Origin of the sequence: Thermococcus sp. MV11 (assembly GCF_012027285.1) — an archaeon.
In the GTDB taxonomy this organism is placed as follows: domain Archaea; phylum Methanobacteriota_B; class Thermococci; order Thermococcales; family Thermococcaceae; genus Thermococcus; species Thermococcus cleftensis.
This window is the reverse complement of record NZ_SNUD01000002.1, coordinates 411,899-434,813: the sequence shown is the minus strand read 5'-3', so window position 1 is coordinate 434,813 and position 22,915 is coordinate 411,899. Positions and strand designations below refer to the sequence as shown.

Sequence of the window (22,915 nt, the reverse complement as noted above, 5' to 3'; positions counted from 1 at the left end):
GCAATCCCCGGAAAAACACCAAACAGGATGATAAGGGCTATCAGAGCCATAGAATCCTTTAAGCTCGTTTTTGTGGGATTTTCCCTGCTGGATAAAAACTCTTCAAGTTTGCCCTGAATATCCAAGAACGAGTAGTATCCAACGGCAGTGAGATAGAACACTAAGATAAACACCAACAGCCCCCAAAATCTGGATTCGGATTTCAAAAGCACTTTTCCCGCTATGTAGAAGGAAAGCAATAATGCTAGAGAATCACGGACACCTCTAATTGTCTCCCCAATGTATATGAACCTCCCATAAACAAGGGAAAGAAAAATCAAAAGGAAAACCAGCGTTCCATCGCTTACCATATTCACACCTCCTACTAATTGTCGAGTTTTGGCCAAGCCCATCTAAAGAAACTCACAACATAAGGCCAAGCCTTTTTAAGTGCCTCGGCAGTCTCTTTATTACGCGCTAATTTGAATATTGTTATCCCTGCCCTGACGTCTATTCCAAAAAGGATAACATTCGTTCCAACGTCTGCTATCACGTCCGTGTTGTCTTGTTTTATGGTTATTACGTCAAAGCCTGTGAAATTAATGTCTCCTGTGTTCTGTGGTGAGATCGTGTATCGTATTGATATCCCAACATAATCTCCAAACAAGTCTTTCTCAAGTGTTATTAGTCCGGTATGGGCAGTGTTTTTGAAAACTATCTCTACAGTTTGGGAAGGTTTCACCTTCGCTGGATATTCAACCGTCCATGCAGATTCTAGTGATTCCATGAACTCCTGATTATCAACCGACCACTCTTTAACGCTTATGGAGTTTATATTAACATTATTTTGAGTGGGATTGTAAATAATAGCCCTACAGACCATTTTAGCCTTGTATTCTATGCCGTTCCAGTTAAATTCGGGATCATCGCATTCAAAGCCCACCTGTTTCAACTCCGTCCCATTCATCGGTTTCACTTCAACCCTCACTTCGCTCCAGTACTCTTCTCCCTCCCCATTTGGTTCGCCATCGTAATTGTCGAGGAATACTTTGATCGTGTGAGTACCTACGCCAGCAAAGTTGTATCTAAGTTTTAAGATTTGGTCTCCATTAGCACTTGCGGGAATCTTGGCTTCAATGTTTTTAATCACGTCTCCATCGACTTCAATAAATCCTTTGACTGGAATTAGTGATCCATCGTAATTCCAGGCCTTCACTTGCAAATACACTTCTCCTCCACCCTCAAGCTCAGTCGGGTAAGCGAGCAACTTAATGTTGAATAGTCCTCCGATATTGATGGTGTGGTCCTTTTCGTCATCTGGGTTATCCGGATTGCTTAGTGTTATTGCGTCTGCGATGTACTCTGAATTGGAAGTAGTAATATCCCTCGACCAGACTCTTACCGTTACTTTGTGCTCGCCCAGAGGAATGCTACTGGGGACGTACCAAGTGAGCGTTACCGTGGTGCTGGATCCCGCCTTAACAGACGTCTCAACCGTCTGAACCGGGGGAAGTTCGTTGTCTATTATCAGCTCCACTCTTGCCTCCCTATCATTGTGGTGGGTGCTATCAAGCTGTACCTTAAAGCTGACGGTATTTCCTCTGCGAGCCGTTGATGGCCAGTCCAATGGGGTGATTTTGATTCTTGGAGATTCTCCATCTGGGCGAGGTTTGACTTCTATGGTACCATTGAACTTTTTGTAGTACTGTCCTACCTTAAAGTAGCCCTCATACTTGTAAGTTCCCTGCTTGGGATAAGTGATGCTTCCAACGTACACGGTCGAGTCGTCGAATCCCTGAAGCGAAAGAGAGCCGGTGAACTCTTTAAATTTACTTTCTATGATGTCTTCAGAAACTATGTATGGCACTTCGACTTTCAAGTAATAACTACCTGTGATGCTGAAGGGATTGTGATTGCTAACTTTTATTTTAAACTGGACGGAATCATTCTCCTTGATATATCCACTCTGGGGGGTTGTCATGACTTCAACGTCTATGTTCTTTGTGGGGTCGTATTGAAGCTTTATCGTTGAGGAGTACTCCTCAACGGCTTGGAGTGTTGAATAGGTTGGGGGAGTATCATCTGGATTTAAGCTGCTTTCTGAGTTGGTGTGATATTCCGTGATGAACTGATACGTCACCTTAATCTTTCCGCTGACTTCCACTTCGTAATCCCCATAAACTCTTCCGCTGACCGTGCTCTCGACTGTAATGGTTTCCCCGTTGTCGATAGCTCCGATGTCTTTGGAGTACTTAAGTTCCGTTCCTTCGATCTCTACCGTTACGTTTGTGGCGCTTGCCCCACTAACCGTGATGTCCATGGAGACTTTGTACGTTGCGTAATCCTCTGAAACCTCCACAGGGATAACCATTACGTTGTTAATTTTAAGTGACCTTGTGGTGTCAGGATTTAGAGCAGTTAGAATTCTGGAGCCCTCCTTGAAAGTTTCAGAGTTGCTTTCTGATGGCGTTATTTCGATGCTTTGGGAATTGAGTATGTTACTTGAATCCATTGCCGGTTTTTTGACCGGGTCAGTTATTCCTCCGTATTTCTCCCCGGGGTTTATTATGGGCAGGGTTATATTCTCGATGCTGTCCTGCGGTACGGTTACAATGTCACTACTGTTACCGCTTTTCACGGGGTATACACCCAAGGAGCTTTTCAGCCTCTCGATTTTATCGTTCAGTCTCCACTGCACTTCTGGGTTATTGTTTCCTAGTTCCTTGGCCGTCAGCAGTGCTTCGATATTGCTCGCCAGTTCGTATGCCGCGGTAGCGTTTGGCCAGTAGTAGACCCCGTAACTACTGTTGTCCGCGGAATTGTAAACCCTGAAAACTACTCCCCCGTTTTTCAGCCACCACATGACATAAACGTCCCTTCTCAACTCTATTAACTGCCAGAGGTCGCCGTGTTCCTTCAGTTCCGTAAGGGTTTCCTTGTTGAGAGTCTTCCCCACAATCATATCGTACATTTTGTCCCTCAGCTTTTCTGCTGCCGATTTCATTTTGCTATAATTCCCCTCACTGTGCCCCAGGTAAAGGTCAAGCCATTCGTCGGCTAAAACCGGGTTTATTAATAGGTTCCCCAGGTTCATATTAATCTCCTGGGGATTGGTCCATTTCCATTTTTCTAGTGTCCAGGTTTCGTACTCGTTGTACTTGAAGGCAACATCAATGAAGGCCATTGAGAATTCTTCGAGAAAGGCCGTCATGTTGAAGTCCTCGTTAATACCATCAGCGTTCTTGACAATGTAATCCTCCAAAGCTTGAATCTGCTCGTCACTCCAGCCTTGAACCTTCAAAGCTTCTACCGTCTCCTGAGGGAGGCCATTCCGGCTGATGTTCTGAGCCATTTCCCTTAACTCTTCGGCAGTGTAGTACGTCTTCACACCAGAAGCCTTCAGTTCCTCCAAAGCCTGCCAGATTAAGGCTGAAATGTTCGCAGCATTCTCCGCACCAAGGCGAGAATTCTGAATTAGTTCCACGGCAGTGCTTTGAACCAGGGGATTGTTTGGCCCCGTGTGGTTGAGTTTGACGACGAGTTCGGCTTCCCTGTTGAGGATTTCCCAGAATTTCTCGTACGGGTCGTTCTGGGTTTCGAGGCTGGTGGCTTGGGCTGTACTTCCCGCCGCAGTCACCATTGACCCCAGCAGGAGGATTATCAACAGTACTCCTACTGCCTTCCTCATTGAGATTTCACCGCAGTACTAACTAAAGTTAGAACTTAAAAGATTTTTCTATCAACATTTTGCACACCACTAAAAATAGTATGCAAAAAACAGAAAACTTCAACTGTGGGGAGCGTGAAGCATCGTTGTTTAAATCGTTTTAGAGGAATAAAGAGTTTGGGAAACAGCAAAAACCTATCTCTTCAACTCAACCCTGAACTCCTTCGCCTTTCTCTTCATTCTCCACGCCTCAAGTCTCCGCACGAAGGGGCAGCGGGAGCGCCAGTGCAGGTAGGCCTTCTTCAGCCTCTCCAGCATTTTTACCACCTAATATCCTCTCCTAATCTCATCGAAGTAGTCCAAGAGCGTCTCCGCCATTTCCTGGGACTCGATCCTAACGCTGACCTCGTGGTTCCAGTCCAGCGCGGCCTCGCTCCAGTTGTGGCTTCCAATGTAAACCACCCTGCCGTCTATCACCACCATCTTGGTGTGGAGGGTTATCGAAGGTGAATCAAAGACCACATCGACCCCGTTGGAGCGGAGATAGTCGTAGGCGGCTCTGTTGTCCTCGATGCCGTTTTCGAGTATCACGTGGACGCTTATGCCCCTCCTTCTTGCCTCCACCAGCGCCCTTATCAGGTCGTTGGCGTGGTCATAGCTGTCGGTGGGGTCGTACTTCATCAGGAACATCGTGACGTAAATGCTCTCCCGCGCACTGCGGAGGCTTTCGATGACGCTCCTGTAATACGCGTCGTCCACCAGCAGTTCCACCGGGGGAGATTCTTCCGCGGTGTTTGACTTCTCCAGCAGGCAGTCGCGGTACTTCTCGCGGAGTTCATCTAAGCTCTCACTCGTCCTGTTCAGCGTCGCGTTCAAAAGCCTCAGGTTCTCCAGGCAGGCTGTTAGGTTTTTCCTTAGCTCCGTTTCGGCACCCTGGTTTACGATGTACTCCGTCTCAGTTACGGTGACGGTTTTCGTGATGGTCTCGGTTCTCTCCACCGGTACAGTCTTTTCGATGGTGGCGGTTCCGACCGTTGAGGTGCTTCCAAGACAGCCTGCCACCGCGAGCATCGCTGCTACCAATATGGCTATGAAGCACGTTTTCGGTCGCATGAAGGGTTCTCAAGGGGCCCCCTTAAAGCTTTAGCGGGTGAAACCTTTTAACGTCCTCCTCTTACCTTTGGTGATTGGGATGATGAGTCTGGAGCCCCCTGATCGGTGAGGAGGTTTCGCGGGGCTGACCACGATGATAAAGGAACGCCTCTGTCGGGAGTACCTGGAGGAAATTGACCGGCTGGAGCGCTCGCTCCGGGAGCTGGAGGAAGAGCTGATAGAGCTAAGAATGCAACTGAACCTTAAGGTGGACGAGGCCAACCGTCTGGCGATAGAGAACGCGAGTTTGAGGCACAGGGTTGAGATGATGGAGCGACGCGAGAAACGGCTGGTCGAATTTCTCCGGAAGTTGAAGATTCCCCTGATATACATCGACGAGGAGCGGTTCGAGGACGTTGATGTCGACCTTGGCCCCGATTCAAAAGACTGATTCAAAAGACTGAGGAAAACCTTAATAGCCCAACTTCCTTTTCTACTCCAGCTTGAGAGGTGAGGATAATGAGCATGGACATGACCACGAGAATGTTTAAGGAGGAAGGCTGGATAAGAAAGCAGTGCCCCAAGTGCGGGAAGTTCTTCTGGACGCTCGACCCGGACAGGGAGACCTGTGGCGATCCACCGTGTGACGAGTACCAGTTCATCGGAAAGCCCGGCATACCGAGGAAGTACACCCTCGACGAGATGCGCGAGAAGTTCCTGAGCTTCTTCGAAAAGCACGGCCACGGCAGGGTGAAGCGCTACCCGGTTCTGCCGCGCTGGAGAGATGATGTGCTCCTCGTTGGAGCTTCAATTATGGACTTCCAGCCCTGGGTTATCAGCGGCGAGGCCGACCCGCCCGCAAACCCGCTCACCATAAGCCAGCCCTCGATTCGCTTTACCGACATAGACAACGTTGGAATCACCGGCAGGCACTTCACGATATTTGAGATGATGGCCCACCACGCCTTCAACTACCCGGAGAAGCCGATTTACTGGATGGACGAGACGGTTGAGCTGGCCTTCGAGTTCTTCACCAAGGAGCTGAAGATGAAACCAGAGGACATAACCTTCAAGGAGAACCCTTGGGCCGGTGGAGGAAACGCCGGGCCGGCCTTCGAGGTGCTCTACCGCGGTTTAGAGGTTGCCACGCTCGTGTTCATGCAGTACAAGAAGGCCCCGGAGAACGCCGACCCGAGCCAGGTGGTGGAGATTAAGGGCGACTACTACGTCCCGATGGAGACGAGGGTTGTTGACACCGGCTACGGCCTTGAGAGGCTCGTCTGGATGAGCCAGGGCACCCCAACGGCCTACGACGCCGTCCTCGGCTACGTGGTCGAGCCGCTCAAGAAGATGGCAGGGGTTGAGAAGATAGACGAGCGCATTTTGATGGAGAACTCCCGCCTCGCTGGAATGTTCGACATCGAGGACATGGGCGACCTTCGCTATCTTCGCGAGCAGGTTGCAAAGCGCGTCGGAATCAGCGTTGAGGAGCTTGAAAAAGCGGTGAGGCCCTACGAGCTGATCTACGCCATAGCAGACCACACGAAGGCTTTAACCTTCATGCTCGCCGATGGGGTTATCCCGTCCAACGTCAAGGCCGGCTACCTGGCGAGACTTCTCATAAGGAAGAGCATAAGGCACCTCCGCGAGCTGGGCCTTGAAATACCGCTCGCTGAAATCGTCGCCATGCACATAAAGGAGCTCTCGCCGACGTTCCCTGAGTTCAAGGAGATGGAAGAGGTAATCCTCGACATCGTGAACGTCGAGGAGAAGCGCTATCAGGAGACCCTCAGGCGCGGAAGCGACCTGGTGAAGCGCGAGATAGCGAAGCTCAAGAAGAAGGGAATCAACGAGCTCCCGCTTGAAAAGCTGATACTCTTCTACGAGAGCCACGGCCTTACCCCGGAGATAGTTGCAGAGGTGGCGCAGGAGGAGGGAATCAAGGTCGAGATTCCGGACAACTTCTACACCCTCGTTGCTAAGCAGGCCGAGAAGACCGAGAAGAAGACCGCTGGGGAATACGTGGTGGACTTCGAGCTGGTCAAAGACCTGCCCGAGACGAGGACGCTCTACTACGAGGACCCGTTCATGAGGGAGTTCGATGCCGAGGTGCTCAGGGTTATAGAGGACTGGGTGGTTCTGAACCAGACGGCCTTCTACCCGGAGGGCGGCGGCCAGCCCTACGACACCGGCGTTCTGGTCGTTGACGGTGAAGAGGTCAAGGTTACTGAAGTTCAGAAGGTCGGGAAGGTCATACTCCACAGGGTCGAGAGGCCGGAGCCCTTCAAGCCCGGAGCGAAGGTTCATGGGAGGCTCGCCTGGGAGAGGAGGATACAGCACATGCGTCACCACACCGGGACGCACGTCCTCATGGGGGCCTTGGTTAGGGTTCTCGGAAAGCACGTCTGGCAAGCTGGAAGCCAGCTCCACACCGACTGGGCGAGGCTCGACATAAGCCACTACAAGCGCATAACCGAGGAAGAGCTCAGGGAGATTGAGAGGCTCGCTAACCGCGTCGTCATGGAGAACAGGAAGGTAACCTGGGAGTGGCTGCCGAGGACTGAAGCCGAGATGAAGTACGGCTTCCGCCTTTATCAGGGCGGTGTCGTTCCGGGAAGGGTCATCAGGGTTCTCAGGATAGAGGGCTGGGACGTCCAGGCCTGCGGTGGAACGCACCTGCCGAGCACCGGTCTAATCGGCCCGATTAAGATACTCCGCACGGAGCGCATACAGGACGGCGTCGAGAGGATTATCTTCGCCGCTGGAGAGGCCGCCATAAACTGGATGCAGGAAACCGAGAGACTGCTCAAGAGAACCGCTGAAATCTTCCGCGTGCCGCCGGAGAAGGTGCCTGAAACCGCTGAGAGATTCTTCAACGAGTGGAAGGAGGCAAGAAAAGAGGTCGAGAAGCTCAGGAAGGAGCTGGCGAAGCTCCTCGTCTACGAGCTTGAGGGCAAAGCTGAGAAGGTCGGCGAGGTGGAGTTCATCGGTGCGGTCGTTGAAGGGACTATGGACGACCTCCGCGAAGCTGCCAACAGGCTCAGGAAGGGGAACAGAGTGGTTGTTCTCATCAGCAGGGAGGGCCACTTCGTCGTTGCCGTCGGCGATGACGTTGAGCTGAAGGCCGGAGAGCTCGCGAGGGTGATAACGAGCGTCGCCGGCGGTGGAGGCGGCGGAAGGAAGGAACTTGCCCAGGGCAGGATAAAGAACCCGCTGAAGGCGGAAGAGGCTATGGCCGAGGTGAAGAAGAGCCTCGGCTGATGCTTTCTTTTCGCTGAATTTTATGGAGATTGAGTACATGGACAGGGGTGGATAATATGGATAATGGTAGGATACTTTGTATCACTGTTAAAGATCAAAAGAGTGGGAATTGTCTCAGAAATCTTTTAAAGATGGCTTACGTAAAAAGTCATCTAAAGGATCTTGGAAATTACTTTGAAATACGTTTACCAAGCGATATGGCAGTGGATTTATTTATAGGGTATGCAGGAATTCAGTTAAGTGAAGAGGGATGGGAAATTATTTCTTCTCTCAAGCCTGAGGATAAATACGTATGTGTCAATGTCATAGCCATTGATTGCGAAGAATTGGAAAGAGCTCTTTCAGCGTTGCATATTATTTTTATTTAATAAATAATTACAATTAGGTGTCCACGATCAAGGTCAAGACCATTACCCGTGAAATCATTGCGCTCGCTCAAGAACTCGGTCTGAGAGCTGTTCCCGAGTACAGAACGCCCGACGGCACGAGGATAGACGTGGCGATTCTGAAAAACGAACAAAGGCTCCTGGCAATAGAGCTTGAGGCTTCCTTCAAGTGGTTTCCCCAGAGGGTGCTATACGATGTGGTCAAGGCCCACCGCGCCGGCTTCCCCGAGCTGTGGATAGTTACCCCCTTCCGCGGGAGCCCGGGCTGGGTCGAGAGCTACGCTAAAGAGCTTGGCCTGAAAATGGAGATAAAAAGCGATAGAGCTATCATCGACGAGCTCAAAGCCCGGTTGGCTCGTCTATGAAGAAAACTCCCAACCCAAAGCGCTCTCTGATGAGCTCCATCAGCGCCTTGACGCCCAGGGTTTCCGTCTTGTAGTGGCCCGCAACGAGGACGCTCTGGGGCAGGTCGATGGCAGTTAGGTAATCCGCGTGGCCGAACTCTCCGGTGATGAGGAGGTCAATCCCCTTCCGGTGGGCCTCCTCCAAAGCGAAGGCGCCGGCACCGCTCACCGCTCCGACGGTCCTTACCTCCCTCTTTCCGAACTCGTAGGTCTTGACGGTTGTATCGAGCTTCTCGGCAATTACCTGCGCCACCTTCTCAATCGGCTGGGGCTCCTCGAACTCTCCATAGAAGCCAATGCTCAGCCCCCTGTACTCCCCGAAGGGCCCCTTCGGCTCGAGGCCGAGGAGCTTCAACAGTCCAACGTTGTTCCCGACCTCCGGGTGGGCGTCGAGGGGCAGGTGGGCGACGTAGAGGTTCAGGCCGTTCTCTATGAGGGCTTTCAAACGCTTGTAGTGAACCCCGGTTATGTAGTTCAGACCGCCCCATATCATGCCGTGATGCACTATCAGCATGTCCGCTCCGGCCTTTGCGGCCCTCTCGATTGTTCTCAGCGTCGTATCGACGGCGAAGGCCACCCTCTCAATCTCTTCTTTTCCCTCGACCTGAAGGCCGTTGCTCGACTTGTCAGGGTAAGCCGAGACGTTCAGGTACCCGTCGAGGAAGGTCACAAGCTCGTCGCGGTTCATGGTTATCACCGGGTTGTATTCACCTACTGAATAATTCACTACCTGAATATGCCCCGCAAACCCTTTTAAAACCCCGCCTTAGATTGGCTGAGAGGTGTGAAGATGGAGGGGAGGTTCAGAAAAGCTGTGGAGGAGCTCGCGAGACTGGTTATGTCGGGTGAGATTAAGAGCCGGGAGGAGCTCAACCGCTGGAAGATCAAGGTCTCGCGTAAGTATCACCTATCCAAGATTCCCGGCAACTCGGACATCTTGAAGGCCATTCCGGAGGAGAGGCGCGAGGAGTTCAGGGAACTGCTCAAAAGGAAGCCTACGAGGACGATAAGCGGCGTCGCGGTAGTTGCCATGATGACCAAGCCATTTCCCTGCCCACACGGGCGTTGCATTTACTGCCCAGGCGGGCCGAGCGTCGGCTCTCCCCAGAGCTACACCGGGAGGGAGCCTTCAGCTCTGCGGGCCGTTCAGAGCGCCTACCACCCTTATATAATCATGATGCGTCGCCTGAAGCAGCTCACCGACATCGGGCACGACGTGGACAAGGTCGAGGTCATAATCCAGGGAGGAACCTTCCCGGCCGTTGATCTGGACTACCAGGAGTGGTTCGTTAAAGAGGCCTTCAAGGCGATGAACGACTTCCCTCACTTCAGGGATATAGAGAACCTTGAGGAGAAGCTCGTCAGGCTGATAGTTAAAAGAGACGAGTCCGTCCTGGAGGAGGACCCAAAGTTCAGGGAGGCGTGGCTTAAGACGCACTCAAAGCCCTACTACTATCTCGAGGACGAGCAGAGGAGGAACGAGAGGGCTAAGGTCAGGATGGTCGGGCTTACGATAGAGACGCGCCCGGACTGGGCCTTTGAGCGGCACATAGACAGGATGCTGAAGCTCGGAACGACGAGGGTTGAGCTCGGCGTTCAAACAATTTTCAACTTCATTCATGAGAGAACCAGGCGCGGCCACGGCGTTGAGGAGATAGTTAAGGCCACTCAACTTCTCCGCGATGCGGGCCTTAAAATCAACTACCACATAATGCCCGGCCTTCCTGGGAGCAACTTCGAGAGGGACCTCTACACTTTCAGGACGATCTTCGAGGACCCCCGCTTCAGGCCGGACATGCTGAAGATCTACCCTACTCTCGTAACCAAAGACGCTCCCCTCTACCGCTGGTGGAAGGAGGGTAAATACCGCCCCTACCGCACAGAGGAGGCTGTAGAGCTTCTCGTCGAGGCCTACAAGCTCTTCCCCAAGTGGGTTCGCGTCATGAGGATTCAGCGCGACATTCCCGTCCAGCTAATCGTCGACGGCGTCAAGCACTCCAATCTGGGCCAGCTGGTCTTCAACGAGCTGATAAAGCGCGGTATAAGGCCGAGGGAAATCCGCTTTAGAGAAGTCGGCCACATGATGGAGAAGTTTGGAATCCAGCCCGAGGTTGAGCACATAAAGCTCCTCCGCGAGGACTACGGGGCATCTGGCGGAAGGGAAATCTTCCTGAGCTTCGAGGACGTCAAGAACGACATACTGATAGGGTTCTTGAGGCTGAGGATTCCGAGCGAGAAGGCCCACAGGAGAGAGATAAAATGCTGTCCTTCCGCTATAGTCAGGGAGCTCCACGTTTACGGCCCCCTCGTGCCGATTGGTGGTAAACCTAGGTACGAGTGGCAGCACCGCGGTTACGGAAGGGAGCTTTTGAGCGAGGCCGAGAGGATAGCGAGGGAGGAGTTTGACGTCAAGAAGATGCTAGTTATAAGCGGCGTCGGCGTGAGGGAGTACTACAGAAAGTTCGGTTACAGAAAGAACGGCCCCTACGTGGCCAAGAGGCTCGACAAAAGCTATGGGGACTACAAAAAGAGCAGGGAGTTCGACGCGCACCTGAACACCTAGGCCTCAAGTTCCTCATGTATCCTTCTTATTTCCGCTTCCTTCACGGCTTTTTCGTGCTCTCTGTCCCCTTTCTCTCCGGCTACTCTCTGGGAAAGTTCGAGGAGCGCCTTTTCTGGCCCGTAGCAGACGAGAACATCGCCTGGCTTTACAAGGGTATCCCCCCTGGGTGCGCCTATGTAAACCTCCCTATCGCCTTTTTTCCTGTATATTCCCAGGACGAGTATTCCCTCCCTGTCCAGTTCAAGCTCTCTCAGCGTCCTGTTGGCGAGCCAGCTGTCTTCCTTCACGCGGATCTGGGATATCGAGTATCCATGGGTTATTCCCAGCAACTGGGTGTAGTCGTAGACCCTCAGCTCCGGGAAGGCCCTGTTGAGAAAGCGCCTGATCCACCTTTTCATCCAGCGCTCAACCCTTTTTGATGTGAAGGTGACATAGAGTCCCCCGAGGCTGAGCGCGAGGATCACCAGGTAGCCCGTTGCCTCTCCCCGGCTCCTTCCCAGGAACGTCAGTACCAGGGTGGCCATTGCAGATGCAATACCTGCACTCCCTAGGAATATCAGCGTCCTTATTATCTTCCTCCTTGCCGGGTGGGAGACAACGTACTCGCTCTCGCTGGTTGTGAAGCCCGTGCCAGAGAAGGCCGACTGTGCCTGAAACGATGCGACTTCCTTAGAAAGGCCGGTCATCTCAAGGGCCGTCGCCCCGATCCGGACTATTATCAGGGACAGAGTTATGACCAGAATAAGGGAAAGGAGGGCTATCAGCCCCTTCACCCCCTCGCTGGGACAGCGCTTCCGGACATCCTGGCGGTCAGTGCTATGGCTATGAAGTTGGCCCCGCTCATTATCAGGTCGAGGGACACGAAGAGGCCAATCGCCCAGAGGCTCGACCACGGCCACTGGAGGACTATCATAGAGCCGAGGATAACGCTTAGCACCCCGGAGAGCGTCATGAGAGCCCACTGGTTAACCTCCTTGTTCTGCAGGGCCACCGCGATCCTTATCGCGCCTATCGTTATCAATGAGAACCCGAGGACGAGTGTGAGTACCGTCGTGGCCAGAACCGGGTTTTCAAGCGTCGCTATGCCGCCGATGACGTATATGAGCCCCATCAGGATGTGTAGCGTCCTGCTCTTCCAGTCCTTGGCCTTGAAGATTCCCTGTCCCATCTGGAGTGCCCCTCCCACGAGCATGAAGGCTCCGAATATGGCAACGCTGGTTATGCTCACCAGCGGCAGGAGGAGCAGTCCGGCAAAGCCGAGGGTTATGAAGATTATCCCGAGGCCGAGAAGCCAGACCCAGTTCTTTCCAAGCTCTCCGTATTCCATCGAACCACCCCCTAATTTTTTCACAAAAGGTAACTTTATGTCTTTAAAAAGTTTTCTGTGCAAAGGTTACTAAAACTTCTGGTTTTTCGAGCTAGTAAAACTTTTTAAGCACCAGAGAACAACCCTGAACTGGGGTGGCTTTTAGTGGGTAAGGGCAGGTGGTCTTTATCTTACGAGGCAAGCTTCAGGATCAAGGTCGTTCTTCTTGCTGCCATTTTTGGGCTTGCAATATTCATGATAGTTTACTACCCCATAATCTCTTACAACCCTGTTCCCTACGGCGTTGCCTCGCCTAAAGGGCAGATTCTCCTGATGGCGAACTTGACGTTCGACGGAATGAAGTGGGAGAACGCCGTGGATCTCTACAACAACCTGGTCCTCAAGGGGGACGAGGATTACGGAGACTATGTGGTGCTCGAACTCAAAACCCCTGGCTGGTGCATGGACGCGGTCGTTTGGGACGGAACGAGGTACACAAGAAGGGCCACCTGTGTTCGCAAGGTTACGATATCGAAGTACACCTTCCGCATACCCCCAGGCTCCTACTGGTACCTTGATGGCTCCTATCACCTGATACTCTACAAGCCTGAAGGTGCTCCAAAGAACTATGAGGTCGTGAACTTCACGGTAACGTATGGACCAAAATCGGACTGGGGTGCCTTTAAGGCCGCGTACCCGGAAGTTGAAAGGGAAAAATGAACGGGCACGTGATCAGACCTGGAACTCCGGGTTGTTCTTCATCGACCTTGCTCCAAGGGACATCGCTATGAAGCTCACACCGGCGACTATAAGTTCGATCGCCACGAAGATTCCGATGACCCACGGACTCCACTCGGGCCAGTTGGCGAGGATCATAACTCCGATGAAAAAGTCTATGACGCCCGAGAAGATCACCAGCCCGCCGTTCTGGACCTTGAAGCCCATCAGCACCTTGATGATACCGAAGACGAAGTACGCCCCGCCGAGTATGAAGGTCAGTATCTGGGCTGACAGGAGGGGCTCCTCGAGCATTGCCGCTCCGGCGATTATGTAAAGGGTTGCCAGCAGCAGCTGGAATATCCTCGTCCCCCCGCTCTCGCCCTTCGTGAAGATGGCAACAGCTATCAGTATCCCTCCGCCTATTATCAGGAACACTCCGAAAACCGCTATGCTGGCCAGCGTGACGAACGGGAGTATTCCCAGCCCGACTATACCGAGGATCAGGAGGACAACTCCGAGGAGGAGATACCACTGCCAGTGCGCCATCAGGCTGGCCAGTTTTTTTCTTGTCATCTCCTCGCGGTATTCGTGGTATTCCTCCGGGGTCATTGACCTTTCCCCGGAAGGCTCTTTAATATCGTCCATGGTTTTTACCTCCAAACGACATTTTACATACAGTGTATTTTGCTAAACCGATAAAAGTCTTTCGTCGAAGAGTTTTCGAAAGATTTCGATGCTTTTTTAACGGGTTTTCCGAATGGATCACCATGAGGTTCAAACCGAAACCATTCACCAAGGCGGTTCCCTTCAGGTGCCTTTACTGCCTTGACTGCTGCAGGGGAAGGCACGTTTACCTTACCTTGAAGGACATCGAAAGGATAGCGAAGAGGGGCCACGACCCCCAGGGTTTCGTGACGTTTTCGGTTGAGGGAAATACGATACGTTTCGTCCTTGCGGTGAGGGAATGGGACCTCGGCTGCGTCTTCCATGATCCGGAGACCGGAAAATGCAGGATACACGAGGCCAACCCTATAATCTGCAGGATATACCCCTTCATGGTCTCAAGGAAGCCCCTCGGCGTTGAGGGAGAAAAGCCGTTTCACTACAAGGGCCAAGAACTGTGGCTCTACTACGATGAAAGCTGTCCAGGGATAAACGCGGAGGAGCCGGAGGTTGAGATAACACCCGAGGAGATAGCTGAGCTGGGCCTCGAGTTTGAGAGGGAGTTCGAGCGCACGGATATGGACGGCTTTGTGAAGTTGCTCGACGAACTCGAACGAGGCTAAGCTTTTAAGCCCCCTCTCGAAACAACCTCCATGGAGATGGAACTCCGCTACCGGCGCGCTTCGGCCTGGGAGTACGACCTGATCCTCCGCGAGGCGGAGAAGTACGGCGAGCTGGAGCATCATTTCTTCGCGGTAGTGGAGGGCAAGTTTCGGGACGTTTACGCTGTCAATGAATCCCTCTGGAAGGAGCTTGAGGGGTTAAGGCTTAAGCCCTACGCCTATGGAACTTTTGTGGGCACGATTAAGGTGGACAACCTCGTCGAGAAGTTCTACCCTAACGTCGAGTTCTTCTACTTCGTTAAAGTCGAGAAGAACTACGCCGTGCTGAGTCCCAAGGCTGGCTTTCTCTTCACCACCGGTAAGGACGTTCCGAGAAGTGGCGTTAGGAAGTACAATTGGCAGGGCACCAAAAAGCTTGTGGTTTACGACGAGAACGGGGTTTTACTTGGCATCGGAAGGATTAACCCAGAAAGCAGGAGGAAGTTCATTCTGAACGTCACCGACGTCGGCGAGTTTCTGAGAAGGAAGCGCTGACTTTTCTTACCCCACGTAATCTTTTTAAGGCCTTTCGCGTAGAGTCTAACGGTAACTAAAGGTTACTAAAGGGGGTGACGCTCATGATCAAGAAAGTCAAGACTGGCATCCCTGGAATGGACGAGATACTCCACGGAGGAATCCCAGAGAGGAACGTGGTTTTGCTCAGCGGTGGACCCGGGACTGGCAAGTCCATCTTCAGCCAGCAGTTCATATGGAACGGCCTCCAGATGGGTGAGCCGGGAATCTACGTTGCCCTTGAGGAGCACCCGGTTCAGGTAAGGCAAAACATGGCCGGGTTCGGCTGGGACGTGCGGAAGTACGAGGAGGAAGGGTTGTTTGCGATGGTCGATGCCTTCACGGCCGGAATAGGCAAGAGCAAGGAGTACGAGAAGTATATAGTCCACGACCTCACCGATATCAGGGAGTTCATAGACGTTCTCAGAACGGCGGTCAAGGACTTGGGAGCCAAGAGGGTCGTTATAGACTCGGTAACGACGCTCTACATCAACAAGCCGGCCATGGCGAGGAGCATCGTGATGCAGCTCAAGCGCGTTCTGGCCGGTCTCGGCGTCACGAGCATACTGGTGAGCCAGATAAGCGTCGGCGAGCGCGGTTTCGGCGGGCCCGGCGTCGAGCACGGAGTTGATGGCATAATCCGCCTCGACCTGGACGAGATTGACGGCGAGCTGAAGCGCTCGCTGATAGTCTGGAAGATGCGCGGGACGAGCCACAGCATGAGGAGGCACCCCTTCGAGATAACCGACAGGGGAATAGTCGTTTATCCTGACAAAGTCCTGAAGAGGAAGGGAATAATAGAACTCGAATGAAAACTTGAAAGGGGGTGGTGGAGAATGGTGGAGGTTCCTCTGAACCCGCTCGGAAGGGAGGAGATACACAGGCTTGAGAGCGTGCTCCTCTTCGCGACCCTCTTCAGGCCCGAGGTCATAGAGCTCATCAAAGACCCCGCGGAGAGGCTCACCTGGGTTGACAGCCTTGCCGTTGCCGCTGGAGCCATAGCGAGGGAGAAGGCGGGAATGACAGTAAGCGAGATAGCCGAGGAGCTCGGCAGGACCGAGGCGACGATAAGAAAGCACCTCAAGGGCGAGACCAAAGCCGGTCAGCTCGTCAGGGAGACCTACGAGCTGATAAAGCAGGGCAAGCTCGACGAGCTGGTCAGGAACATCGAAGTTTTGGCCAAGGGTGGTCAGCTGGTCGCCCTCGAGGAGTACGAGAGGCTCAAGAGGGAGAAGGAGGAGCTTGAGAAGCGGGTCAAGGCCCTCGAAGAGGAGAATCGCGAGCTAAAGGCAAAGCTCGAGAACGTCAGGAAGGTTCTGGGAGATGCCCTTGAGAGAATAAAGGAGATAGAGAAGCTCCTGTGATTCAGCCCTTTCCGTTTCCGTTCTTTCTCAGGCTCTCTTCCCAGGTCATTATCATGTGGGTGTAGGTGTCGTCGTCCTCTTCGATGCCCCTCTTGATCTCGGAAACGTGGGCGTACTTGGCCTTGAACTGCTCGAGTATGTAATCGACGGCCTTCTCCGGGTCGGCCTTGGTGCCGCAGGTGTAGACGTCGAGCGCAGCGTAGCCCCTCTCCGGCCAGGTGTGGACCGAGATGTGGCTTTCGGCGACTATGACGACGCCGCTGACGCCGGTGGGGGAGAACTTGAAGAAGTAGCTTGACTTGACCTCCATGTTGCTGACCTTTGCCGCGTCGAGGAATATCTGTCTTATCCTGTCAGCGTCACTGAGAACCTCAGGATCGCAACCGGCAGCCTCCACAACGTAGTGGAACCCGATGGTCTCTATCTCGCTCATGGCCTCTCACCTCTTGTTGCTCCTATTACGTACCCTTTTTAAAGTTAAGCCCTTGAGCGGGGAACTATGGGCGGGCCGTTTTGCCGTTGAACTGCTCTGAATTGGCCTGGAATGCATTGAACTGTTGGGTTCTGGCTGTTATCGAAATTTTCCAAAAGCTCCTGGGGGATTCGGCCTAGTCCCGATTTGAAGGCTCTTTCATGGATTAAGCGCTCTCTCCGTCCCCGTTTGTCCCTGCTCATCGCTGGCCATTTTTATGCGTGAACCACTAATTTTAAAACTCGTCCCTCCAACTAACGACAAGTTTTGCAAAAACTAACGACGGGGTGAAGGTATGTCGAAGCCTAAAACCAAGGCAAGGCCCACGGCTGGCGATGCCGTGAGGGCGAAGAAAAGGAAAAAGCTCGGCTTTTTGGCCAAGATGGGGTACAAGAAGATGATTACGTATCCCCTCGCTGTGTTCCTCGTTGCTCTGATTCTGCTCGCGGTCAATTTCCCGACCCTGGGAATCGACCTGCAGGGAGGCGTCGTCGTTACTGCCTACGGGGTCAGCGCCAACCCCGACGAGCTGGCCAAGTTCATAAGCGACCAGCTTGGAGTCGATGTCAGGGTTGAGAGCTTCACCGGTGTCGATACAAACGGAGTTAGGGTTTACGCACCCGTTGGGACAGACCCGACCGAGATAATCAAAATCATGCAGCAGAAGTACCCTGATGCAGAGTACACCCACAGCGAGGTTCAGCCCACGTTCGGTGAAATCGCCCAGCAGCAGGGAATAAGGGCGCTCGTCTTCGCCTTCCTGGCCATGGCCGTGGTGGTGTTCCTGTTCTTCAGGAACCTCGTGCCGTCCATGACGATAATCTTCTCGGCCCTCTCGGATATGACCATAGCCGTCGCCCTGATGGGCCTCTTCGGAATAGAGCTCACGACCGCGACCATAGCGGCCCTGCTGATGCTCATCGGTTACACCGTGGACAGCAACATTCTCCTCACCACCAAGCTCCTCAAGAGGAAGGAGGACAGCATAGACGAGGCCTACCTGAACGCGGTATCGACGGGCTTTACAATGAGTACTACGACCCTGGGCGCGCTCCTCATACTGTGGCTCATCTCCACGAGCCAGACCATAGACAACATCGCCATAGTCCTGATCTTCGGTCTTCTGGCCGACTTCATGAACACCTGGCTCCTCAACGCCGGCGTGCTGAAGTGGTACCTCTCAAATTCCGCCAGGGGTGGTAGCGAATGAGGAGAAAAACCAAGAGGCTCCTCCTTAACTGGAGAATTATCCTGCTCATTCTCTTCCTCGCGGGCTCGATTGCCACGCTCGCGGTAAAGCCTCTGACCTTTGGAATAGACATATCCGGTGGTGTGGCCCTGGTAGCCCAGACCGAGCACCCCGTGGACAGCGACACGATGCAGCTCGTCGTTGATTCGCTCCAGAAGAGGCTGAACACCCTCGGACTGAGGGACATAACGGTGGAAGCCCAGGGTGATCAGATAGTCCTCATAAAGGTAGCCAACGTCAGCACCGCCGAGCAGGCCAACCAGATAAAGGCGGTTATCGAGAGCCAGGGTGTTTTCTACATGGAGTTCAACGGCGTGATCTTTGGAACCGGAAGCGATGTGGAGTACGTTGGCATCTATCAGATAAAACCTGACAACAGCTGGAGCGTCCCGTTCAGGATTTCAAAGAGCGCCGCCGAGAAGTTCGCCGAGCTGGCCAAGGGCAAGGTCGGCTGGCCCGTTGATATGTTCCTCGACCCGCCGGTCAATTCCCTCATGGTGGTTCCAGATTCCGTTTACAGACTAATGAACAGCACCGAGTTCAACGCCGAGGCCCCGGAAGCGCCCACCCTTATGGAGAGAATCTCCAAGGCCTTCAACATAACGGTTGTAGCCTACGCCAACCAGAGCGCGGACGAGATAGCCGGGCTGGCCGAGGGCAAGGACAAGATAGTCCTGGTCGATGTTCCGCAGGAACTCCAGAGCGGGCTTGAGGGAATGAACCTCACGGTCAGATACGTCCCGAGGAACCCTGGCGAGAGCGACCACCAGCTCATAGTCCGCGTTCTTGGCCTCTACGGCCCGTACTCCCTTGGTGAGGGCCTCACAATAGGCGAACCCCAGCAAGACGTCCAGATAACCGGAACCGCCCCCGACAGGCTCACGGCCGAGCAGGAGGCGAGCACGATATACACCGTCCTCAAGAGCGGTTCGCTTCCGGTCAAGCTCAACGTTGTTGGAATGGAGTTCATCTCCCCTAGGCTCGGCGAAAACTTCAAGACCCAGGCGCTCTACGCCGGAATAGCGGCGCTCATAGCGGTTCTTCTTATCGTCTACTTCCACTACAGGAACTGGAAGATAGCCATACCGGTCGCCAGCACGAGCTTCTTCGAGGTCCTCATAATCCTTGGCTTCGCCGCTCTGATAAACTGGAACCTCGACCTGCCGAGCATTGCAGGTATAATAGCGGCCATAGGTACCGGCGTCGATCAGCAGATAGTTATAACAGACGAGCTCCTTAGCGGTGAGAGGAGCACGAGGATAAGCAGGCGCTCGAGCGTAATCAAGAGAATGGGTAGGGCGTTCTTCGTCATATTCGCCTCGGCGGCAACCACTATAGCGGCCATGAGCTTCCTGCTGGTGTACTTCGTCGGAACGCTCAAGGGCTTCGCCTTCACCACCATACTCGGCGTCCTCATCGGAATACTGATCACCAGGCCCGCCTACGCTGAGATAGCGAAGTACCTGCTCGGTGAGGACTGATGTTCGTCGTCATAATGGGTGCCGGGAGGGTCGGCTTCCTCGTCGCCAAGATGCTCGAGGAGGACGGCCACGACGTCACCATAATCGAGATGGACAAGGCGAGGGCCAAGGAGCTCTCCCTCCTCATCAACGGCCTCGTTATCGAGGGCGATGCCACCGACCCGAGGACGCTGGAGGAGGCCAACATAAAGCAGGCAGACGCGTTCGCTGCCTTAACGGGTAAGGACGATGCGAATTTGCTCGCCTGTATACTGGCGAAGCACCTCAACCCGAAGATCAAGACGTCTCTCAGGATAGGCAACCCGAAGAACAGGAAGATATTCGAGGAGGTAACGGACCTCAAGCGCTACTTCGACTTCGTGATTTCGCCAGAGGAGATAGCGGCGGAGTACATAAGCCGGAACATCGTCACGCCAGGCTTCGACAGGGTGCTCTTTCCCAAGGAGGGGGCTGAGATAGTCCGCTTCACCATCGACGAAAACAGCGAGATAGCGGGCAAGTACGTCCGTGATCTTCAGCTGCCCAAGGACGCGCTCATGATAGCGGTCTACGACGAGAAGGGCAACCTAATTATCCCCTCTGGCGATACAAAGCTTCCTGAGAAGGGTCAGGTCATCGTCTTCGCCAAGAACAGCGCGCTTGAGGGCTTGAAGGAGCTCCTCGAGAGGAAAAAGCAGAGCGGCGAAGGTTAATATGGTTACCTTTTAATCTTTTATGTCCACTTCTCTCTCCGAACCTCGGGCCATCGTGCCAAAAACTATTTAAACCGGTTAGGGAAGCCAAAAGCGACGTGTGAGGAAACCTGTTTTCAGGGTCATTGGGGGGCTAATCATGGAGGACGTCATCAAACAGATTGTTGATGCAGAGAAGCGGGCGGAGGAGAGGATTGAGCGGGCCAAGGAGGAGGCAAGGGAGATAGTCCTCAAGGCCCGCGAGGAGGCCAGGCTCATCGAGCAGGAAATCATCGAAAGGGCCGAGAAGCAGGCCGAAGCCCTCGTTGAGAAGGCCCGTCTCGAGGGCGAGGAGGAGGCAAAGAAAATCCTCGCGGAGGGTGAGGCCGAGATAGAGGAGCTAAAGGTCAAGGCCACGAACAATCTCGAGAGGGCCATCTCGGCCGGTATAGCGCTTGTGAGAGGGGGCTGAGATGTTCAGGCCGGAAGAGATGGTCAAGATCGAGGTCATAACGCTCAACCGCTACAAGGACAAGCTGCTCACCTACCTCCACGAGAACGGAGTGGTCGAGATAAGGGAGCTCGACGTCAGGGTGGCCCAGAAGGATTCCCCTAACGAGTACCACAGGAAAGCCGCTTCGTACAGCATAACCATCTCGAGGCTCGTCGATTTCCTAAAAGCCCACAGGAAGAAGAGCGGCGGTGGAATAAAGGAGTTCATCTTCCCGCCCGAGAGGGAGCGGAAGAAGTACAGGTACGAGGGGATAGAGAAGCTCATAAAGGACGTTGAGGCCTTCCTCTCCACCGTTGAGCCTGAGATAAAGGCGGTGGAGGGCAAGATAACCTCCACCCAGACCGAGATTGAGAGGATAAAGAATGACATCGCGATTCTCGAGCTCCTATCGGCAATTAACCTCGACGTGTCCTACCTCAAATCGACCGATATGCTTGAAATCGTAGTCGGCACCGTGGACAGGAACAGGTTCAGGCCCCTCGTCGAGGAGGTTAAGAAGGCCACCGACGGAAGGGCTGTCGTCGTCTCCAGGGAGCTTAAGGACAAGGTTTTAGCCGTTTTCGCCTTCCTCAAGCGCGACTACGAGAAGGCCAACCCGATCTTGGCGAAGTACTCCCTCGAGAGGCTGGAGATCCCTGAGGGTAAGGGAACACCGAGGGAGCTCATAGCGGTCTACGAGGAGAAGCTCCGCGCCAAGGAGAAAGAGCTCGAGAGCGCCAAGAGAGATGCCGAGATGCTGGCCGAGAAGTACTACAATGACGTCGTCTTCTACCAGGAGCTGATGGAGAACGAGCGCGACAAGGCGAGCGTTTTACCGATGCTCGCGAGAACCAACATGACCTTCGCTTTGACCGGCTGGCTCCCCAGGACCGATGTCCCCAGGGTTCTCGAGGGAATAAAGAGGGTTACCAAAAACAAGGCCTACATCAACGTCCGCGAGCCGAGTGCAGAGGAGCTCGACGAGATTCCGATAAAGCTCAGGAACCCCGGCTGGGCCAGGCCATTTGAAATGCTCACGGAGATGTACGGCGTTCCCAAGTACGACGAGATAGACCCGACTCCGATAATAACCTTCACGTACTCGTTCTTCTTCGGATTCATGCTCACCGACTTCATGTACGGTCTCATCATAGCCATAATCGCGGCCCTCCTCGTCAAGGGGCACAGGAAATTCAACGACGGCACCTACAAGTTCTCCTACACCCTGCTCATCAGTTCGTTCTTCACCATGGTAATGGGTGCCCTCTTCGGCAGCTACTTCGGCAACGCCCTCGACCTGGCCGGCTTCACCGTCCCGCGCGTCTGGGACACCTTCCAGGACGCCCTCGTGGTGCTCCAGCTGGCCCTGGCGATAGGCATAGCCCACCTGTTCCTCGGCTACACCCTGGGCTTCGTGGTCAAGTTCAAGAACGGCGACAGGAAGGGCGCTATACTCGACCAGCTGTCATGGATGCTCATAATCCTTGGAATCGTTACCCTCGTCCTCGGAACCAACAGCCCGAGCGCTGGAACCGCCGGCAAGGCGCTCTTTGGAATAGGTCTAGTGCTCTTCGCCATAGGCGAGGTGGTGAACAACGGTGGCCTGGCGGCGTTGCTGATAATCTCGGACTTCTTCGGCTTCGTCGGCAGCTGGCTCAGCTACGCAAGGCTTATGGCGCTTGCCCTGGCAACGGCTGGAATAGCCATGGTCATCAACATACTCGTCCAGATGGTCTGGGGCATAAGCATAGGCCCCGTTCCAATAGGAATAGTCATAGGTCTCATACTCTTTGCCGGCGGCCAGCTGTTTTCGGTCGCCATCAACGCCCTCGGAGCGTTCGTCCACTCGCTCCGTCTCCAGTACGTTGAATTTTTCGGGACGTTTTACTCAGGTGAAGGTAAACCTTTCGAGCCCTTCAGGGCAAAAAGAGAAGTTTCCGAGTTGGAGTTTGAAGCTTGAGGAGGTGTA

The 22,915-nt window shown here is 53.7% G+C and carries 24 protein-coding genes; 15 read left to right on the top strand and 9 right to left on the bottom strand.

Annotation, left to right across the window (positions count from 1 at the left end; genetic code table 11):
• From E3E27_RS07500 to E3E27_RS07490, 4 genes are all read right to left on the bottom strand, one after another.
• Positions 1 to 350, bottom strand: a 350-nt coding sequence (locus E3E27_RS07500) for a hypothetical protein (protein ID WP_167774033.1), incomplete at its 3' end; no start/stop codon positions are given.
• Positions 351 to 364: 14 nt separating this feature from the next.
• Complete coding sequence (locus tag E3E27_RS07495; protein WP_240910686.1) at positions 365 to 3,667, bottom strand: hypothetical protein; 3,303 nt, start codon at positions 3,665 to 3,667, stop codon at positions 365 to 367.
• Between the two features lie 174 nt (positions 3,668 to 3,841).
• A complete protein-coding gene (locus E3E27_RS10795) occupies positions 3,842 to 3,964 on the bottom strand; it encodes a hypothetical protein (protein WP_256366092.1) in 123 nt (40 codons plus the stop codon).
• Positions 3,965 to 3,973: 9 nt separating this feature from the next.
• Positions 3,974 to 4,759, bottom strand: coding sequence for a phospholipase D-like domain-containing protein (locus E3E27_RS07490; protein WP_240910685.1), 786 nt, complete (start codon positions 4,757 to 4,759; stop codon positions 3,974 to 3,976).
• Positions 4,760 to 4,892: 133 nt separating this feature from the next.
• Between E3E27_RS07490 and E3E27_RS07485 the strand changes: the two genes are divergently transcribed.
• From E3E27_RS07485 to E3E27_RS07470, 4 genes are all read left to right on the top strand, one after another.
• On the top strand, positions 4,893 to 5,189 hold the full coding sequence (locus E3E27_RS07485) for a hypothetical protein (RefSeq protein ID WP_014788796.1): 297 nt from the start codon (positions 4,893 to 4,895) through the stop codon (positions 5,187 to 5,189).
• Between the two features lie 68 nt (positions 5,190 to 5,257).
• Positions 5,258 to 7,999 carry an alanine--tRNA ligase gene (alaS, locus tag E3E27_RS07480; protein WP_167774032.1) on the top strand — a complete coding sequence of 914 codons (2,742 nt, stop codon included), beginning with the start codon at positions 5,258 to 5,260 and terminating at the stop codon, positions 7,997 to 7,999.
• Between the two features lie 56 nt (positions 8,000 to 8,055).
• The gene (locus E3E27_RS07475) at positions 8,056 to 8,367 is read left to right on the top strand and encodes a hypothetical protein (protein WP_167774031.1); all 312 of its coding nucleotides are present in this window, start codon (positions 8,056 to 8,058) and stop codon (positions 8,365 to 8,367) included.
• A 17-nt stretch (positions 8,368 to 8,384) separates the two neighbouring features.
• Positions 8,385 to 8,750, top strand: coding sequence for a hypothetical protein (locus E3E27_RS07470; RefSeq protein ID WP_167774030.1), 366 nt, complete (start codon positions 8,385 to 8,387; stop codon positions 8,748 to 8,750).
• On the opposite strand, the gene E3E27_RS07465 is transcribed toward E3E27_RS07470, so the two are convergent.
• Positions 8,725 to 9,477, bottom strand: coding sequence for a Nif3-like dinuclear metal center hexameric protein (locus E3E27_RS07465; protein WP_167774103.1), 753 nt, complete (start codon positions 9,475 to 9,477; stop codon positions 8,725 to 8,727). The genes E3E27_RS07470 and E3E27_RS07465 overlap by 26 nt on opposite strands.
• Before the next feature lie 102 nt (positions 9,478 to 9,579).
• On the opposite strand from E3E27_RS07465, the gene E3E27_RS07460 reads away from it, so the two are divergent.
• On the top strand, positions 9,580 to 11,352 hold the full coding sequence (locus E3E27_RS07460) for a tRNA uridine(34) 5-carboxymethylaminomethyl modification radical SAM/GNAT enzyme Elp3 (protein ID WP_167774101.1): 1,773 nt from the start codon (positions 9,580 to 9,582) through the stop codon (positions 11,350 to 11,352).
• Here the strand turns inward: E3E27_RS07460 and E3E27_RS07455 are convergent.
• Entirely contained in the window at positions 11,349 to 12,116 is a 768-nt protein-coding gene (locus E3E27_RS07455; RefSeq protein WP_167774102.1) for a TrkA C-terminal domain-containing protein, read from the bottom strand. The two genes, E3E27_RS07460 and E3E27_RS07455, sit on opposite strands and share 4 nt — an antisense overlap.
• 5 nt (positions 12,117 to 12,121) lie before the next feature.
• Positions 12,122 to 12,679, bottom strand: a complete 558-nt coding sequence (locus E3E27_RS07450) for an HdeD family acid-resistance protein (RefSeq protein WP_167774029.1) — start codon at positions 12,677 to 12,679, stop codon at positions 12,122 to 12,124.
• A gap of 144 nt (positions 12,680 to 12,823) precedes the next feature.
• Here E3E27_RS07450 and E3E27_RS07445 point away from each other — a divergent pair, with 144 nt between their 5' ends.
• The gene (locus tag E3E27_RS07445) at positions 12,824 to 13,378 is read left to right on the top strand and encodes a hypothetical protein (RefSeq protein ID WP_014788788.1); all 555 of its coding nucleotides are present in this window, start codon (positions 12,824 to 12,826) and stop codon (positions 13,376 to 13,378) included.
• Between the two features lie 12 nt (positions 13,379 to 13,390).
• On the opposite strand, the gene E3E27_RS07440 is transcribed toward E3E27_RS07445, so the two are convergent.
• Complete coding sequence (locus tag E3E27_RS07440; protein WP_167774028.1) at positions 13,391 to 14,023, bottom strand: HdeD family acid-resistance protein; 633 nt, start codon at positions 14,021 to 14,023, stop codon at positions 13,391 to 13,393.
• A gap of 122 nt (positions 14,024 to 14,145) precedes the next feature.
• Here E3E27_RS07440 and E3E27_RS07435 point away from each other — a divergent pair, with 122 nt between their 5' ends.
• From E3E27_RS07435 to E3E27_RS07420, 4 genes are all read left to right on the top strand, one after another.
• Positions 14,146 to 14,664, top strand: a complete 519-nt coding sequence (locus tag E3E27_RS07435; protein ID WP_014788786.1) for a YkgJ family cysteine cluster protein — start codon at positions 14,146 to 14,148, stop codon at positions 14,662 to 14,664.
• A gap of 30 nt (positions 14,665 to 14,694) precedes the next feature.
• A complete protein-coding gene (locus tag E3E27_RS07430; protein WP_187287178.1) occupies positions 14,695 to 15,198 on the top strand; it encodes a PUA domain-containing protein in 504 nt (167 codons plus the stop codon).
• 83 nt (positions 15,199 to 15,281) lie between these two features.
• Complete coding sequence (locus E3E27_RS07425; protein WP_167774027.1) at positions 15,282 to 16,028, top strand: KaiC domain-containing protein; 747 nt, start codon at positions 15,282 to 15,284, stop codon at positions 16,026 to 16,028.
• A gap of 27 nt (positions 16,029 to 16,055) precedes the next feature.
• Positions 16,056 to 16,580, top strand: coding sequence for a hypothetical protein (locus E3E27_RS07420; protein WP_167774100.1), 525 nt, complete (start codon positions 16,056 to 16,058; stop codon positions 16,578 to 16,580).
• A 1-nt stretch (position 16,581) separates the two neighbouring features.
• On the opposite strand, the gene speD is transcribed toward E3E27_RS07420, so the two are convergent.
• Positions 16,582 to 17,004 carry an adenosylmethionine decarboxylase gene (speD, locus tag E3E27_RS07415; RefSeq protein WP_167774099.1) on the bottom strand — a complete coding sequence of 141 codons (423 nt, stop codon included), beginning with the start codon at positions 17,002 to 17,004 and terminating at the stop codon, positions 16,582 to 16,584.
• 343 nt (positions 17,005 to 17,347) lie between these two features.
• Between speD and E3E27_RS07410 the strand changes: the two genes are divergently transcribed.
• The 5 genes from E3E27_RS07410 to E3E27_RS07390 all read left to right on the top strand — a co-directional run bounded on the left by E3E27_RS07410 (position 17,348) and on the right by E3E27_RS07390 (position 22,906).
• Entirely contained in the window at positions 17,348 to 18,262 is a 915-nt protein-coding gene (locus tag E3E27_RS07410) for a protein translocase subunit SecF (protein WP_167774026.1), read from the top strand.
• Positions 18,259 to 19,782 carry a preprotein translocase subunit SecD gene (locus E3E27_RS07405; RefSeq protein WP_167774025.1) on the top strand — a complete coding sequence of 508 codons (1,524 nt, stop codon included), beginning with the start codon at positions 18,259 to 18,261 and terminating at the stop codon, positions 19,780 to 19,782. The genes E3E27_RS07410 and E3E27_RS07405 overlap by 4 nt, the downstream gene beginning before the upstream one ends.
• Entirely contained in the window at positions 19,782 to 20,474 is a 693-nt protein-coding gene (locus tag E3E27_RS07400; protein WP_014788776.1) for a TrkA family potassium uptake protein, read from the top strand. Before E3E27_RS07405 ends, E3E27_RS07400 begins: the two co-directional genes overlap by 1 nt.
• Positions 20,475 to 20,613: 139 nt before the next feature.
• On the top strand, positions 20,614 to 20,925 hold the full coding sequence (locus tag E3E27_RS07395) for a V-type ATP synthase subunit H (protein ID WP_167774098.1): 312 nt from the start codon (positions 20,614 to 20,616) through the stop codon (positions 20,923 to 20,925).
• Position 20,926: 1 nt separating this feature from the next.
• The gene (locus E3E27_RS07390; RefSeq protein ID WP_167774024.1) at positions 20,927 to 22,906 is read left to right on the top strand and encodes a V-type ATP synthase subunit I; all 1,980 of its coding nucleotides are present in this window, start codon (positions 20,927 to 20,929) and stop codon (positions 22,904 to 22,906) included.
• Positions 22,907 to 22,915: the final 9 nt, after the last annotated feature.